Genomic DNA, 15,077 nt, shown 5'->3' on the forward strand with positions numbered 1-15,077 from the left:
ATTAATCATACTTATGTCGATCTTCTGTGATACGAATATACTCAATATCCATTAAATCTCGAAACAGCGCACCATGACTTAGTTCAACGCCATGTTTTTCTTTAAAATGTGAGCATATTGTATTTAACATTTCAATCTCTTGCTCGTTGACATCTAAAATAATACGTTCATGATCTCCCATATAAATCCTCCTTTTCTAAACACATATATTTTGTCCGTCTATTTCTAAAAAATGTATGTTAACCTAATGTTAGGAAATAAGAAAGGAATGGAAGATGAGACGTATTTATTTCATCGGGTTAATTTTGTACACATTAATTGTGCTACATGTGGCATTCCCATCAATATTTTCATTTGAGAATGTAGAAACAGTGCATGTTGCGATATTTATCTTTACTCTATTTGTAGTAGATTGCTGTATTTCTTTATGGCTTTCGAAAAGAAAATATGTACAAGATAGAAAAGAAATGGAACGAAAAAAGAGAAAACGTTCATTTTGGACGATGACGTATTATTTTTCTTTAGTGATTGCTGCTGCCTATCTAAGTGAGCATATCCCGTTAGAAAGATTAAATATCGGATTTGGCGCAATGGTATTTTCCTATTATTTTTTCATGCACTTCCTTCCTTATATGAAAGAAAAGCGAGGAGAAGAGGAAGATCCGCTTGTAGAAGAAGCGAGGGAGCAAGAGCATGAGAGAATAGAAGAAGATATAAAGAAACTTGGAGAACAAAAATGGTATTTGAAATCCAAAATCATATATGTTCTTTGCTTTATTACGCCACCAATCGGTTATTTATATGTTTTCTTACTTCGTAAAAAATGACAGAAGATGCAAAGCAAACATACTTAACGGTTGCGACGATCATGATGGCGCTATGGTCTTTGAAATTCCTGCCACCTTATGTACTTGCCGTTGTCATTGTTGTGGTGGTTTGTCTTGTATTTATATTGAAATATGTGAAATGAAAAACACCAAGCCCAATATGTAATACTGACTCTAAAGTAAGTAAAGCTATATAAGATATACTACACGACGGCGCATGTTGTGTAACAATCTAGTTTTAAGGTGTATCAACACTTTGTTTGATACGCCTATTTTTATCACTATATTCAACCTTGTTATTACCACCTTTATTACTACATTCATCAAAGTGAAAATAAAGTCGTTTCTGTAACGCTGTAAGAAAGGAATAGCCTTTTTTAATAACTACATGCTACTGAATGAAGTCTTTCACTTATTGTTATAAGATGAAAACTAATGAAGTATATAACCAAGAAGAAAAACAAGAGCCTGTGTTATTAAACTAACAGATAGATTAAAGTAAGAAATGTTATACTATAATTTGCTTGTTCAGTAATAATAGGAGGGATAATAATGGTTCAATCAATAGTCCATATCGCATTAGTAGTAAAAGACTACGATGAGGCAATAGAATTCTATACAAAGAAACTAAATTTTACATTAGTCCAAGATATATATCAGCCAGAGCAAAACAAAAGATGGGTAGTGGTATCTCCTCCTGGTTCAGTCGGCACCACAATATTACTGGCTAGAGCATCTAAACCTGAGCAAGATTCCTTTATCGGTAACCAGTCAGGCGGCAGAGTTTTTCTTTTCTTAAATACTGACGATTTTTGGAGAGATTATAATGAAATGATTTCAAGAGGAATAGAATTTGTGAGAGAGCCGAAAGAGCAAGAATATGGAATAGTTGCAGTATTCAAGGATTTATACGGGAATTTATGGGATTTGTTGCAACTAAAAGACGACCATCCAATTGCTCAAAGAATTAAGTAGAATACAGTTTAAACTTGATTAAACAATCAATTGAAAAATGAGGATTTTGAAATCCATGCAAGAGTAGAGAAAAAACAGAGAAGATTTATTCCTATGAATAAAGGCATTTCGTGAAAAAAAGGAGTGGATTACCCACTCCTTTTTCGTTTATTATCATTGTTTAACAACATGTATTTATTGTTCATTCGAGCCTCGAACTTAATTTTTCCGTATCCTTCGGTAAAACATGTGGGCTTGGTGTTTTATCTATAAATTAAAGATCACCTTGCTCCTCATCACCACGAACAACAAGGACATCGCATTTCGCATAGCGAATAATATGTTCAGAGACGCTACCAATTAGGAAACGCTCAACAGCATTTAAACCAGTTGCACCACACATAATTAAATCTACTTTATGGTTTGGAGCGATTTCTTTTGAAATTTTAGATTTAGGATTACCAAATTCTAATACAGTTTCCACTTTTTCAAGGCCAGCTTCAAGCGCAGTTTTTTTGTAGTCTTCTAATAAGTCTTCTGCAAATAGATTTGCACGTTCGGCAATTGCACGGCTATAAGCTTCTACTGCTGAATATGCTTTTACATCAACGATATGAGCAATTGTTAATGTTGCATTGTTTCGTTTTGCAACTTGAATTGCTTTTTTAAACGCTTTTTCTGCTTCTTTAGAACCATCCACCGCAATTAAAATATTTGTATATGTATTATTCATAGTAAATTCCTCCCAATCATTTTTATAACTGTTTACAACTTAATTATAAAACAAATTTTGGTAATGTGCTTACCGGAAACGTTACAGAATTTTGAAAACTTTGTTTCAATTCATTTTAGTTGTAATTGGAGCGAGAACTTGTTACATATGAAGTATAGGAATTTAAAAGGAGGCATGTTTGTGAGACACGCGCTCATTACAGCCGGTACGAAAGGTTTAGGAAAGCAAGTAACAGAAAAGTTATTGGCTAAAGGATATTCAGTAACAGTAACATATCATAGCGATATAACTGCTATGGAAACGTTGAAAGAAACATATAAAAATATGGAAGAACGTCTACAGTTCGTGCAAGCTGATGTCACGAAAAAGGAAGATTTACATAAAATAGTAGAAGAAGCGATGAGCCGTTTTGGCAAAATTGACTGTTTAATTAATAATGCTGGTCCTTACGTATTTGAAAGGAAAAAATTAGTCGATTACGAAGAAGACGAATGGAATGAAATGATCCAGGGTAATTTAACAGCGGTGTTTCATTTATTAAAACTTGTCGTACCGATTATGAGAAGCCAGCAATTTGGCCGTATTATTAACTATGGATTTCAAGGGGCAGATAGCGCGCCTGGATGGATTTATCGTTCAGCCTTTGCAGCTGCGAAAGTCGGTCTTGTTTCTTTAACGAAAACAGTCGCATACGAAGAAGCTGAATACGGTATTACTGCGAATATGGTATGTCCTGGTGATATAGTTGGTGAAATGAAAGAAGCGACGATTGAAGAAGCGCGAAAGCTGAAAGGTAGTAACACACCAATTGGTAGATCTGGAACAGGTGAAGATATCGCAAGAACCATTTCGTTTTTATGTGAAGAAGATTCCGATATGATTACTGGTACGATTATTGAAGTAACCGGTGCTGTTGATGTCATTCATAGACATCGATAGAATTAAATAAAGTGAAGTTTCTAATAATGGGACAGTTTATCCTTTATACTGAGAGATACGGATAATACTGTCCTTTAATGTAATATTAAATCTATCGGAAAACTTGTACTGTTTTTTGTCAAATATTGAGATATTATGTTAGAATATAAGAGCGTAGAAAGCGCTTTAAAAAATGATTCAGGGGTCATTTCATAACTCAAGGGGGAACTAATAATGCGTATCGGTATTCCAACAGAAATTAAAAACAATGAAAACCGTGTGGCAATGACGCCAGCGGGAGCTGTACATTTAGTACAAAATGGTCATGAAGTTTTTGTTCAAAAAGGATCAGGTATAGGATCAGGCTTTACAGATGAAGAATACGTACAAGCTGGTGCGAAACTTGTTGAAACTGCTGAAGAAGCATGGAATCAAGATATGGTTATGAAGGTAAAAGAGCCAGTTGCAAGTGAATACGGTTATTTCCGCGAAGGTTTAATTTTATTCACATACTTACACTTAGCTCCAGAGCCAGAATTAACAAAAGCATTAATTGATAACAAAGTGGTATCAATTGCATACGAAACAGTACAATTAGACAATCGTTCTTTACCATTACTTGCACCAATGAGTGAAGTAGCTGGTCGTATGGCTGCGCAAATCGGTGCACAGTTCCTTGAGAAAAACAAAGGCGGAAAAGGTATTTTACTTGCAGGTGTTCCAGGGGTTAAACGCGGTAAAGTAACAATTATCGGTGGTGGTCAAGCTGGTACAAACGCAGCGAAAATTGCAGTAGGTTTAGGTGCAGATGTAACAATCATCGACTTAAGTGCAGAACGTCTTCGTCAATTAGATGACATTTTTGGAAACCAAGTAAAAACGTTAATGTCTAACCCGTACAACATTGCAGAAGCTGTAAGAGAATCTGATCTTGTAATCGGTGCAGTATTAATCCCAGGTGCAAAAGCGCCAAAACTTGTAACAGAAGAAATGATTCAATCGATGGAACCAGGTTCTGTCGTTGTAGATATCGCGATTGACCAAGGTGGTATTTTCGAAACAACTGACCGTATTACAACTCATGACAACCCAACTTATGAAAAACATGGTGTTGTTCACTATGCAGTTGCAAATATGCCAGGTGCGGTTCCACGTACATCAACTCTTGCATTAACAAACGTAACAGTACCATATGCAGTACAAATTGCTAACAAAGGCTATAAAGATGCTTGCTTAGGCAATGCTGCATTATTAAAAGGTATTAACACATTAGATGGCTATGTAACATTCGAAGCAGTTGCAGAAGCGCACGGCTTACAATACGCTGATGCGAAAGAGCTTCTTGAAAAAGCTCCTGCTTTATCATAATAGAAATAAAATAAAGACCTTTCCTTTGTAGGAAGGGTCTTTTTGTTTAAACTAATTATCTAATTTCTTCACAATTTTCAAACCGAACATCATTGTGAAGAAAAGAATTCCAAACAAGTAATACAGGGCATACTCAACTCGTATCGTCGAATTTTTGTCAGTGATATATAAAATAAATAGTATCGCAGAACCGATTAAATGAGAGAGACCGAAAATTTGCGCCATAAGTTTTAAACTCATCTTCTCGATTCTTTCATCCATCTCAGGTAATGGATATTTCTCGGAATCGTTCTTTTTTTTCTTAAAGAATATTCGTTTCACTACTAATAGTATCAAGGCTAAGAGTATGTATACGCCAGCGAATAGAAGGACAGAACGAATCTTTTCTTCATCATTACTATTGAAATAAAGAAAAGTTGAACCTAACAATAAAATGGTAAGATGCGAAATGAACTCTTGATTAAAAGTATTTTTCATTCTTTTTCCTCCCCAGTTTTATCTAATTGAAATAAATCTTCTACTTTACAGTTGAAAAACTCACATAATTTCAATGCTAATTCTAAACTTGGGTTGTATTTATTCTTCTCGATAGCGATGAGGGATTGTCTAGTGATTTGAACAGAGGAAGCTAATTGTTCTTGGGTGATGTCTCTAACGACGCGGAATTGTTTCACCTTATTTTTAATCAAATATACAAAGTCTCCTTTTTGTAAATTTGTTACATTTATCATATCCATTTTTAGGTAAAAAGTAAATGAAACTTTACAAAAAGTAAACAAAACTTTACGTGAAATATAGCTTGTTATAATGTTATTTTTTGTGATAATTTGGAATTAAATGAAAAATGAAAGTCAAAAGAGGGGATTCAATGGGAAGTAAAAAGAGGAAGAAAAAGCAAGCTAAGAGACAAAAATATATAAAGAAAAAAGAGGAACAGAACATACCGACTCCCAAAAAAGTAGTCCTTATGATAGAAAAAATATTTCGATATATTTGTATGTTCTTGTATGTGATTTTTTGCGTGTTTTTATGTGGGATGGTTAAAAATTTTGGGATAACTCCTAATGTTATTGAGGATATTTTAGGCGTTATACTTGTCGCGACAGAAGGAATTTTATTCTTTATAGTATTTGATAAAGTATGGCCTAGTCATGAAAGTAAGAAAGATAAGCAAAGAAAAATGAGCAAACAATCTTCATACGCTTCAAGCTCATCAAGTGGATTTGGTGATTACAGTAGTAACGATTGTAGCGGCTCAAGTGACGGTGGAGGAGATTGCGGAGGTGGTGGAGACTAAATTAGTTTTTCAGAAGAACGACTAATGAAAGGGTGGGACGAAATATGGAGACTGTGAATTTAATAGAATTAACAAAGGACATTCAAGATCAACATAAAAACTTCGTCGTTTCAAATGTGAATAGTCATTGCTTACGAATCGCTGTATTTACTGGTGAATATGATTGGCACTATCATTCTAATTCGGATGAATTATTTATTGTGTTAGAGGGAGAATTACTTATCGATTTTCAAGATGGAGAAACGGCGGTTTTAAAGCCAAATGATTCGATTTTAATTCCAGCATGCACGATTCATAGAACGAGAGCATTAAAGAGAACGGTAAATCTTTGTTTTGAAAATATAGAGGCTGATACGATTAAGGTGGAGCAATTATGAAAAAAATATCTGTAGCCGAGTATAGAAAAATCCTTCCGATTTTAGAAAGTCTTACAAGAACGACGACATTTGCTTATGCGGTATGTGATCAAATGATAGATGGTGAGGTTTTTGTAAACGAGTCATTAACAGCCGGGTTAATTATTACAGCTAATGGTATTTATTATTTGTTTGGTGATACTTATGATCAAAATTATAACGAAGATTTATTTTCATATATAAAAAAGGCTATTGAAAAAACAGAGAAGAGATTTACATTCTGCACTTCTAGCGAAGAATGGGAAATGATGATTGAAGAGCGTTTTAGTAATATGCTTCGGAACATCCCACGAATGAAATTTCAACGAGGGATTTTTGAAGAGAGAACACGAGTTGTAAACAAAAATACATATGAAGTGAAGCGTATTGATAGAAGAGATATAGAACGAAGTAGTGAATTTACAGAGGAGTACTACAAAGAATATTGGGGATCAAAAGAAACGTTTTTGAACGGTGGTTTTGGATTTTGTATAGAACAAGATGGGATAATTGTCGCTGAATGTGTTTCGATATTTAGCGGGAATGGATTTGCTGAAATTGATATTGCGACGCATGAAGCATATCAAGGGAAAGGATTAGCCCAAGCTGTTGCAACACGGTTCATTGAACATTGCATGCAAAATGATATTATACCGTGCTGGGATTGTTATGTAGACAATATTCCTTCGCAAAAATTAGCTAGTAAATTAAGTTTTTATAATCCAATAGAATATAGTTTGTTTGTACGTAAGAGAACGGGGGAATAAAAATGAATGTGGAGTTAATGAGATTTAAAGTGAAACAAGGTAAAAGTCATCGTGTAGATGAATGGATGCAGCTTCTTAATGACAATATGAAAGAAGTGCTTTTGACATTAAACGACGAAAAGATGTACGTAGAGACAATTTTCCGGGAAATAAGAGATGGAGAAGAATACTTATATTGGTATTCTGTGCAAGGAGAAGGCGGGGCTCTTGTCGAAAATTCTCATCATGAAATTGATAAAAAGCACTTAGCGTTTTGGTATGAATGTATTGATGAAGAAGTACCGTCTGTTGATATGAAAACAGAAGTTGTTATGATTCAAGATGTTGTGAAGGAAGCGATGAAATAATAGATTGGTATTTTATAACCGTAAAATGGTCATCTTTTTGGTCGGAATATATATTATTGGAGATGCTGTAGGATGAGAATTAGTAATAAATATATCACTCTCGATGAAATAGAAATAATAAGAAAACCCTTAAATAAATTGCATGAATATCATAATAATAAATCAAAACATTTTTCTGGCGATTATCCAAGAATGAAATTTGAGGAACGTATTGAAAATTATAAACAGAATTCAAAGTACGGAGAATATAGAATTGAATTATTAGTTGAGGCGGAAACAGATGATATATTAGGATTTTGTATAGCGTATAGTAAAAGTGTAAGCGGAAAGATTGAAGTTTTATTCGTTGATGAAAAATACCGAAGAAACGGATTTGGTTTGAAATTAATGAATAGTGCAGTGGAATGGTTTAAAGCGAAGAAGATAGATGAAATTGAATTAACAGTGGTGTACGGAAATGAAGCTGTATCGTTTTATGAAAAGCTGGGGTTTTATCCTCGTTCAATTATTATGGCAACTAAGTCATAACGATAGTATGGGGAAAGATGAGTGAGAGTTTTGTTTCAAAAAATGATTCATATGTTACTAAAGTATATGTGTAGAGCACATCAAAATAGATGTGCTTTTTATTAAGCTGTATTTGGATATCTTTAAGTGAAAATAAAAGGGGATATCAAGAATTTTTTAGGACAAAATATAAAGAAATACAAAACACTAAACCAAAAGAACTACCAATATACGGTGTAGTTGTAACAGGCAATACAGAGGATTTACAAAGTTTACAAGGAGCACCATATATTAAGGCTGCTGTTAGAGGTGTAACAGTTGAGAAATATTAATTACAAGTAATTAATTCGAATAATCAGAAAACTTATGTTATAATATGGGAAAAGGAGGTTTATATGAGGCAAATACATGGAGCAATTTATATTTACATAACAATGTTTTTCGTGGTGATATCCTATGGATTAGGGCACGTGTATTCGCATCCTATACTAACTTTTTTAAGCGGAGCATGTATGGCGTTTGCGCTTCTTGTCCACCTTTTCTCAGTTTGGATCGTGAAATTTCAAATAAATATTAGTGAAATAGAAGAAGGCACTTTTTGAGTGGCCTTCTTTTTTTAATAATATTAATGAAGCGTTTAGTACAATGACACAAACGTCAGAAATTCATAAAGGAGCAAAGGTTGAAATGAAGTCTTCTTGTGTAAGTTGTGCACCTCTATCTAAAGATGAACCGATAGAGGTTGTGATTAAATGGGATGATAAGTATGAAGAGAAGATGGTTTTAAAGCGGAAATAGCGTAGAGTGAGGGATTAAAAATGAATAGGAATATGAAAATTTCTATGTATATATTTTTAAGTGTATTTCTAATCATATTATCAGCGTGTACTACAAAACCAGTAGAGCGAGTAACGGTCAAAAAAGTACCTAAAGAAGGGTATGTCATATTAAGAAATGATACGGTATTTTTTGTCGGTGATAAAACGTTTAACACAAGAGTAGATTTGCAAAATTATATGGAACAACAAATGAATAAAGATCATCCATCAGATATAGTTCTGAGTTTTAAAGATAAAGATGCAAATAATAAACTAAAAACAGGGGATAAAATAAAAGTATGGTCTTCTCAAATACTTGAAAGCTATCCAGCAAAAATGATTGTAGAGAAATTTGAAATAGTAGAGAAATAGGAAAGGCAGCAATTACGCTGCCTTTTTTCTTATTTCACAAATTGTAATTCTTTCGGGAATTTCGTTAAAATTTCTGATCCATCTTTTGTGATGTAAATATCATCTTCAATACGAACGCCGCCTACGTTTGGTACGTAAATACCTGGTTCGATTGTGAAGACCATACCTTCTCTTAATAGAGACTCGTTGCCTTCTTTTACATCTGGGTATTCGTGTACGCTAATTCCAAGTCCGTGACCAAGGCGGTGTGGGAAGAAGTCTCCGTAACCTGCATCTGCGATAACAGAGCGAGCAGCGTTGTCAATTGCACCAAATGTAACACCTGGTTTACATGCTTCAACTGCTTGTAGTTGTCCGGCAAGTACAGTGTTGTAAATGCGAGTTTGTTCTTCAGAAATATCACCAAATGCTACTGTACGTGTAATGTCAGAGCAATAACCTTCAATGATTACACCTAAATCAAATAGTACGAAATCGCCGCGTTTCATTTTGTTTGCACCCGGAATACCGTGTGGAAGAGCAGAGTTTGCACCTGCTAATACCATCGTATCGAATGACATTTTATGGATGCCTTTTGTTTTCAATTCATGCTCAATAATTGCTAATACTTCTAGTTCGCTGCGATTTTCTTTAATTGCATTTACACCAACTTCAACAGCATAATCTGCCATTTTAGCTGCTTCACGTAAAATAGAAAGTTCTTTTTCATCTTTAATTAAGCGAAGCTCGCGAACTTTCTCTTCAGCTGATTTGAAAGCTGCATTTGGGAATAATTTTGTTAATTCTTCGTAACGCTCTACGTTTAAATGTTCTTTTTCAATTGCAACTGCATTTGCATCGATACCACGATCTTTAATTGCTTTTGCAATCATATCCCATGGTCTGTCCGTATCAGTAAATCCGATGATTTCATGTGCCCAGCCAGCGTTACGAGCTTGGCCTTCTTCCATTTTAGGACAAATTAAAATAGGTTCTTTTTCTTGGAATACAAACATACCAAGTAGTCTTTCGTGTGGTTCACAATGGAAGTTCGTCATGTAGAAAACGTTCGGTGTAGAAGTTAAGAACGCAGCTTCTACGTTTTTTTCTTTTAGCCATTGCATTAAATTTTCTAATCTAGCATTCATCGATTGGCACCCCCGAGATATTTAATTACAAATATAACTTTACATCGGAGGAAAGTGTTATGACAAGTAAATAGATGTTAGAAAAGACAGGGAATTGAGAAATCATGTAGAATAAAAAGTGAGAATGTGAATAGGGGAGGAATGTAATGATGAAAGTATCGTATCACGGGCATTCAGTTGTGAAAATTGAAACGAATGGAAAAGTTATTTTAATTGACCCATTTTTAACAGGAAATCCGACAACAGATTTAAAAGCTGGAGATGTAAATGTGGACGCAATTCTTTTATCTCATGGACATGGTGATCATGTTGGAGATACAGTAGAGCTTGCGAAGAAAAATAATGCAGTTGTTATAGCGCCGTTTGAACTAGCGACATTTTTAAGTTGGCAAGGTGTAGACACACATCCGATGCATATTGGTGGTTCGCATGAATTTGACTTTGGAAAAGTGAAATTTACCCAAGCATTCCACGGCTCTAGTTATATTGATGAAGAAAATAAGACGATTACATATACAGGCATGCCAGCGGGTATTTTGTTTACAGCAGAAGAGAAAACGGTATATCATGCAGGAGATACTGCTTTATTCTCTGATATGAAGTTAATTGGAGAACTTAATAATATTGATGTAGCATTTTTACCAATTGGTGATAATTTCACAATGGGGCCAGAAGATGCTGTTTTAGCTGCAAAATGGATTGGTGCGAAAACGGTTGTACCGATGCATTACAATACGTTCCCAGTTATCGAACAAGATCCATATCAATTTGTAGAAAAGCTACAAAATTGTACAGGGAAAGTATTAGAAGCTGGAGAAAGTATTACACTATAAAAAAGAAACCCTTCATTTGAAAAGACAAGTGAAGGGTTTTTTACGTGTGTAGTACAGCTTTTAAAGTTTGCACTTGTTTTGGTGATTCTTTTCTTTTTGGAAGTGGCTGTTCGGGTGTTTCATTCAACTCCATTGCAACTTTTTTTCCATCTACGAAAGCTAAAAATACAGCACCTACAACCTCTAAAAATTTTTTCATAATGTATTCGCTCCTTTGTTTCATTTGTTGTCTTAATTGTATATTGAAGCGTGTGGACAAACCATCGAACGAGATGACAATACCATTACATTGTTGTAATAGAATGACTGGTGTAATGTAAGGAGCATTTTGTTATAAAAAAAATAGTACAGACATACAAAGAGAGAGTGTAACAGTTTTGGAAATATAGTATACTGAAAATACAACACATGAAGAATTTAGGGAAAAGAAAGTATGGTGAAACCATTTGGCTACCAAACATAATCAAATTTTAGAACATATTAATAGCCTGCCAGTAGGGCATAAAATTTCTGTGCGGCAAATTGCGAAAGATTTAAGTGTAAGTGAAGGGACCGCTTACCGTGCAATTAAAGATGCAGAAAATAAAGGGTATGTTAGTACAATTGAACGTGTCGGAACAATTCGAATTGAGCAAAAGAAGAAAGAGAATATCGAAAAACTGACATATGCAGAAGTCGTTAACATTGTCGATGGCCAAGTACTTGGGGGCAGAGAAGGACTACATAAAACGTTAAATAAATTCGTTATTGGGGCTATGAAATTAGAAGCGATGATGCGCTATACAGAAGCGGGGAACTTACTTATTATCGGTAACCGTACGAACGCACATCAATTAGCATTAGAAACAGGGGCTGCTGTATTAATTACAGGTGGATTTGATACAGAAGAGCATGTGAAAAAGTTAGCAGATGAATTGAAATTGCCAATTATTTCGAGTAGTTATGATACATTTACGGTCGCAACGTTAATTAACCGTGCAATTTATGATCAACTTATTAAGAAAGAAATTGTACTAGTTGAAGATATTTTAACACCAATTGAAGAAACACTATATTTAAAGCCTAGTGACATAGTGCAGAAATGGCATGAGTACAATGAAGAGACGATGCATGGACGTTATCCAATTGTTGATGAAAATAAAAAGGTGTTAGGTATCGTAACTTCGAAAGATATGATTGGTGTTGCGAAAGAAACACCGATTGATAAAGTTATGACGAAACACCCTATTACGGTAAATGGAAAAATGTCTGTCGCAGCTGCAGCACGTATGATGGTGTGGGAAGGTATTGAATTACTTCCTGTTGTGGAGGATGGAAATAAATTGCAAGGTATCATTAGTCGTCAAGATGTACTTCAGGCGCTGCAAATGATTCAGCGTCAACCACAAGTTGGTGAAACGATTGATGACATTGTAACGAATCAATTTATGACGCCGAAAGAAGCAAAAAATGAGCATTTATATCAATTTTCAGTGACACCACAAATGACGAATTCAATCGGGACGTTATCTTACGGTGTATTCACAACAATTGTGACAGAAGCAACAAACCGCGTCATTCGTGCGCAGAAGAAGAGCGATTCAATTGTTGAGAACTTAACAATTTATTTCGTAAAACCGGTTCAAATTGATAATGTTGTATCGGTTCATCCGAAAGTATTAGAAATTGGGCGTAAATTTGGTAAGGTTGATGTAGAAGTACATCATGAAGGTAATGTTGTCGGGAAAGCATTACTTATGGTGCAATTGATCGATAAATAAAAAGATGGAACAAATCACTTTGGTTTGTTCCATCTTTTTTGTTTTATTGGGTTTGGAAGCTGTTGCTAAAGATGTGGAGGAGTCTTGGTGGGAAAGCAAAGGAATAGCAGGATATATGCGAGACGATTGTACGATTAAAAAACAGAATATTAGCTCATTTAGATTGTATACTGTGCTATAATTAGATTGTAAGATAATGGATGTCGGGAGGGGGATGCAATATGTCATCAGAAGTACTCTTTTTTGGTGGTATCGCACTATTTTACTTTCTTGTGATGATACCAATTCAATATTTATATTTACAAGGATTGCATGAAAAAAAGAAAAGGACAGGATTATCTCAGCAAGAATTATACAAACAGATGTCTTTTGAAGAAGAACAATTACATTTTCACGTGCAAGGTAATCTCTTTAATATACCATCTGCGTTTGTTGCACATATGATTTTGAAAGTTAAGGGACGTAAAAAAGCATCACAATATTGATGCTTTTTTTACGTTGTTTTATAAGATTCGGCTTCTTTGACTGCTAATGGTAGAAAGTGTTTATATTGGCGGAATCCATTAAATGTACTCGCGCTGCCAAGTAACATAAACAAAACACCAACGATAATACGGGCAGTTGAAAGTTCTAAAAAGAATTGGTTTATCCCAAAGAATAGGACGAATAAGCCGAGTGCCATTGCGGATTTTCCTGAGAGCCAACCTTTCTCCATTGGACGGTTTGTACGAAAGAATTTTGTTTTGTAGAAGAGGTACAACACAAATGAGATGATAATACAAAAGACAAATACTGGCATAATACACGCTCCCATCGATTGGTATACAAATAACATTTTAGAAAAAAGAAAAATCTAAACTTTCTAACTTTTATTATAAAGCAATTGTTCGCATGTATGAAATGTTTTCCGTTATAATGGGGGATAAAGTGAAACTTTAATTAGTGTGGGGGAGATCCCCTGTATTAATTATTAACCCTCATCAATCGGGCTTTTACGTACATCCGGGCTCCCGCCTTTGCCTCATTGTTTTCAATGCGTTTTGAGGTGGGAGTCTTACTGCACGTTAATGCGGGATAAAGTGAAGAAGTTGAATAAAAAGGAGATTATACATATGCATGAGCAAATTTTAGGAGCAATTAAAGAGTTTGATACAATTATTATTCATCGTCATGTACGTCCGGATCCAGATGCGTTAGGTTCTCAGTGTGGACTTGGTACAATTCTGCAAGAATCGTTTCCAGAGAAAAATATTTATATGGTTGGGTACAACGAGCCTTCTTTATCGTTTTTACGAGTAATGGATGATATTGAAGATAGTGTATATGAAGATGCACTTGTTATCGTTTGTGATACAGCGAACCAAGAGCGTGTTTGTGATCAGCGTTATGTAAAAGGAAAGATGTTAATTAAAATTGATCATCATCCGAATGAAGACCCGTACGGAGATATTACGTGGGTGGATACGACAGCTAGTTCTACAAGTGAAATGATTTATGAGTTTTACAGTTATGGAAAAGATAAAGGGTTAACGATTTCAAAGGAAGCAGCTCGCCTTATTTTAGCGGGTATTGTTGGAGATACAGGTCGTTTCTTATTCCCGAATACAACAGCGAAAACACTTCTTTACGTAAGTGAGCTTGTTGAAATGGATGTTAAATTTACGGATCTATACAATGAAATGTATAAGACAAAAGAAAAGATCGCTCGCTTAAATGGTTATATTTTACAAAACTTTACGATGGTAGAAGAAGGCGCAGCGTACATTAAATTAACGAAAGAGGTACTAGAAGAGTTTGATGTACTTTCTACCGAAGCATCTGCTGTTGTCGGAGCGCTTGGTAATATTGATGGATTAAAGGCATGGGTTCTATTTTTAGAGGAAGACGATGTTATTCGTGTTCGTCTTCGTTCAAAAGGACCAGTTATTAATAAGTTAGCAATGCAATATAATGGCGGAGGACATCCGATGGCTTCTGGTGCAAAAGCATCTTCTTGGGAAGAGGCGGATCGCCTGTTTGCTGATTTACGTGAGCTGTGTAAATAAGAAGTTGTA

Annotated in this window: 22 protein-coding genes and 2 pseudogenes; 17 read left to right on the forward strand and 7 right to left on the reverse strand. The window is 34.9% G+C overall.

Features of this window, described 5'->3' with window-relative positions:
• Position 1: 1 nt before the first annotated feature.
• A complete protein-coding gene (locus QCI75_RS04170) occupies positions 2–181 on the reverse strand; it encodes a ProA domain protein (protein WP_070145106.1) in 180 nt (59 codons plus the stop codon).
• 94 nt (positions 182–275) lie between these two features.
• Between QCI75_RS04170 and QCI75_RS04175 the strand changes: the two are divergent.
• Together QCI75_RS04175 and QCI75_RS04180 are read left to right on the forward strand one after the other, a co-directional pair.
• Positions 276–970, forward strand: a pseudogene (locus tag QCI75_RS04175) (hypothetical protein).
• Positions 971–1,379: 409 nt separating this feature from the next.
• Positions 1,380–1,802: a VOC family protein gene (locus tag QCI75_RS04180; RefSeq protein WP_000250789.1), complete on the forward strand. Its 423-nt coding sequence runs from the start codon at positions 1,380–1,382 to the stop codon at positions 1,800–1,802.
• Between the two features lie 253 nt (positions 1,803–2,055).
• Here QCI75_RS04180 and QCI75_RS04185 read toward each other — a convergent pair whose 3' ends face one another.
• The gene (locus QCI75_RS04185) at positions 2,056–2,514 is read right to left on the reverse strand and encodes a universal stress protein (RefSeq protein WP_001066676.1); all 459 of its coding nucleotides are present in this window, start codon (positions 2,512–2,514) and stop codon (positions 2,056–2,058) included.
• A gap of 147 nt (positions 2,515–2,661) precedes the next feature.
• On the opposite strand from QCI75_RS04185, the gene QCI75_RS04190 reads away from it, so the two are divergent.
• Complete coding sequence (locus QCI75_RS04190) at positions 2,662–3,453, forward strand: SDR family oxidoreductase (protein WP_144508634.1); 792 nt, start codon at positions 2,662–2,664, stop codon at positions 3,451–3,453.
• A gap of 213 nt (positions 3,454–3,666) precedes the next feature.
• Positions 3,667–4,800 (forward strand): alanine dehydrogenase, encoded by a 1,134-nt coding sequence (gene ald / locus QCI75_RS04195; RefSeq protein WP_144508627.1) that lies wholly within the window; start codon positions 3,667–3,669, stop codon positions 4,798–4,800.
• 51 nt (positions 4,801–4,851) lie between these two features.
• On the opposite strand, the gene QCI75_RS04200 is transcribed toward ald, so the two are convergent.
• Together QCI75_RS04200 and QCI75_RS04205 are read right to left on the reverse strand one after the other, a co-directional pair.
• Positions 4,852–5,277, reverse strand: coding sequence for a hypothetical protein (locus QCI75_RS04200; protein WP_144508628.1), 426 nt, complete (start codon positions 5,275–5,277; stop codon positions 4,852–4,854).
• A complete protein-coding gene (locus QCI75_RS04205; protein ID WP_141554606.1) occupies positions 5,274–5,537 on the reverse strand; it encodes a helix-turn-helix transcriptional regulator in 264 nt (87 codons plus the stop codon). Before QCI75_RS04205 ends, QCI75_RS04200 begins: the two co-directional genes overlap by 4 nt.
• A 131-nt stretch (positions 5,538–5,668) precedes the next feature.
• On the opposite strand from QCI75_RS04205, the gene QCI75_RS04210 reads away from it, so the two are divergent.
• The 9 genes and pseudogenes from QCI75_RS04210 to QCI75_RS04250 all read left to right on the forward strand — a co-directional run bounded on the left by QCI75_RS04210 (position 5,669) and on the right by QCI75_RS04250 (position 9,303).
• Complete coding sequence (locus QCI75_RS04210; protein WP_144508629.1) at positions 5,669–6,097, forward strand: hypothetical protein; 429 nt, start codon at positions 5,669–5,671, stop codon at positions 6,095–6,097.
• A 44-nt stretch (positions 6,098–6,141) separates the two neighbouring features.
• On the forward strand, positions 6,142–6,474 hold the full coding sequence (locus QCI75_RS04215) for a cupin domain-containing protein (protein ID WP_144508630.1): 333 nt from the start codon (positions 6,142–6,144) through the stop codon (positions 6,472–6,474).
• Positions 6,471–7,259: a GNAT family N-acetyltransferase gene (locus QCI75_RS04220; protein WP_144508631.1), complete on the forward strand. Its 789-nt coding sequence runs from the start codon at positions 6,471–6,473 to the stop codon at positions 7,257–7,259. The genes QCI75_RS04215 and QCI75_RS04220 overlap by 4 nt, the downstream gene beginning before the upstream one ends.
• A gap of 2 nt (positions 7,260–7,261) precedes the next feature.
• A complete protein-coding gene (locus QCI75_RS04225; RefSeq protein WP_144508632.1) occupies positions 7,262–7,606 on the forward strand; it encodes a DUF6176 family protein in 345 nt (114 codons plus the stop codon).
• A 72-nt stretch (positions 7,607–7,678) separates the two neighbouring features.
• Positions 7,679–8,134: a GNAT family N-acetyltransferase gene (locus tag QCI75_RS04230; RefSeq protein WP_353760000.1), complete on the forward strand. Its 456-nt coding sequence runs from the start codon at positions 7,679–7,681 to the stop codon at positions 8,132–8,134.
• 119 nt (positions 8,135–8,253) lie between these two features.
• Positions 8,254–8,445 (forward strand): annotated as a pseudogene (locus tag QCI75_RS04235) (anti sigma factor C-terminal domain-containing protein); the annotation flags it as partial.
• 63 nt (positions 8,446–8,508) lie between these two features.
• Entirely contained in the window at positions 8,509–8,715 is a 207-nt protein-coding gene (locus QCI75_RS04240; protein WP_144508996.1) for a hypothetical protein, read from the forward strand.
• A gap of 43 nt (positions 8,716–8,758) precedes the next feature.
• On the forward strand, positions 8,759–8,911 hold the full coding sequence (locus QCI75_RS04245) for a hypothetical protein (RefSeq protein WP_186321012.1): 153 nt from the start codon (positions 8,759–8,761) through the stop codon (positions 8,909–8,911).
• A 20-nt stretch (positions 8,912–8,931) separates the two neighbouring features.
• Positions 8,932–9,303, forward strand: a complete 372-nt coding sequence (locus QCI75_RS04250) for a DUF3221 domain-containing protein (RefSeq protein ID WP_144508995.1) — start codon at positions 8,932–8,934, stop codon at positions 9,301–9,303.
• 29 nt (positions 9,304–9,332) lie between these two features.
• On the opposite strand, the gene pepQ is transcribed toward QCI75_RS04250, so the two are convergent.
• A complete protein-coding gene (gene pepQ / locus QCI75_RS04255; RefSeq protein ID WP_070145095.1) occupies positions 9,333–10,430 on the reverse strand; it encodes a Xaa-Pro dipeptidase in 1,098 nt (365 codons plus the stop codon).
• Positions 10,431–10,579: 149 nt separating this feature from the next.
• Here pepQ and QCI75_RS04260 point away from each other — a divergent pair, with 149 nt between their 5' ends.
• Positions 10,580–11,263 carry a metal-dependent hydrolase gene (locus tag QCI75_RS04260; protein ID WP_144508997.1) on the forward strand — a complete coding sequence of 228 codons (684 nt, stop codon included), beginning with the start codon at positions 10,580–10,582 and terminating at the stop codon, positions 11,261–11,263.
• Between the two features lie 40 nt (positions 11,264–11,303).
• Here the strand turns inward: QCI75_RS04260 and QCI75_RS04265 are convergent, their stop codons facing one another.
• On the reverse strand, positions 11,304–11,462 hold the full coding sequence (locus QCI75_RS04265) for a hypothetical protein (RefSeq protein ID WP_186321013.1): 159 nt from the start codon (positions 11,460–11,462) through the stop codon (positions 11,304–11,306).
• Between the two features lie 247 nt (positions 11,463–11,709).
• Here QCI75_RS04265 and QCI75_RS04270 point away from each other — a divergent pair, with 247 nt between their 5' ends.
• Both QCI75_RS04270 and QCI75_RS04275 read left to right on the forward strand, forming a co-directional pair.
• Positions 11,710–13,023: a DRTGG domain-containing protein gene (locus QCI75_RS04270; protein ID WP_002034295.1), complete on the forward strand. Its 1,314-nt coding sequence runs from the start codon at positions 11,710–11,712 to the stop codon at positions 13,021–13,023.
• Positions 13,024–13,244: 221 nt separating this feature from the next.
• Positions 13,245–13,508, forward strand: a complete 264-nt coding sequence (locus tag QCI75_RS04275) for a DUF3949 domain-containing protein (protein ID WP_144505192.1) — start codon at positions 13,245–13,247, stop codon at positions 13,506–13,508.
• Positions 13,509–13,516: 8 nt separating this feature from the next.
• On the opposite strand, the gene QCI75_RS04280 is transcribed toward QCI75_RS04275, so the two are convergent.
• Positions 13,517–13,822 carry a YtpI family protein gene (locus QCI75_RS04280; protein ID WP_002129367.1) on the reverse strand — a complete coding sequence of 102 codons (306 nt, stop codon included), beginning with the start codon at positions 13,820–13,822 and terminating at the stop codon, positions 13,517–13,519.
• Positions 13,823–14,135: 313 nt separating this feature from the next.
• Between QCI75_RS04280 and QCI75_RS04285 the strand changes: the two genes are divergently transcribed.
• Complete coding sequence (locus tag QCI75_RS04285; RefSeq protein WP_222123993.1) at positions 14,136–15,068, forward strand: DHH family phosphoesterase; 933 nt, start codon at positions 14,136–14,138, stop codon at positions 15,066–15,068.
• Positions 15,069–15,077: the final 9 nt, after the last annotated feature.

Origin of the sequence: Bacillus cereus group sp. RP43, assembly GCF_040459645.1 — a bacterium.
GTDB lineage: Bacteria > Bacillota > Bacilli > Bacillales > Bacillaceae_G > Bacillus_A > Bacillus_A mycoides_C.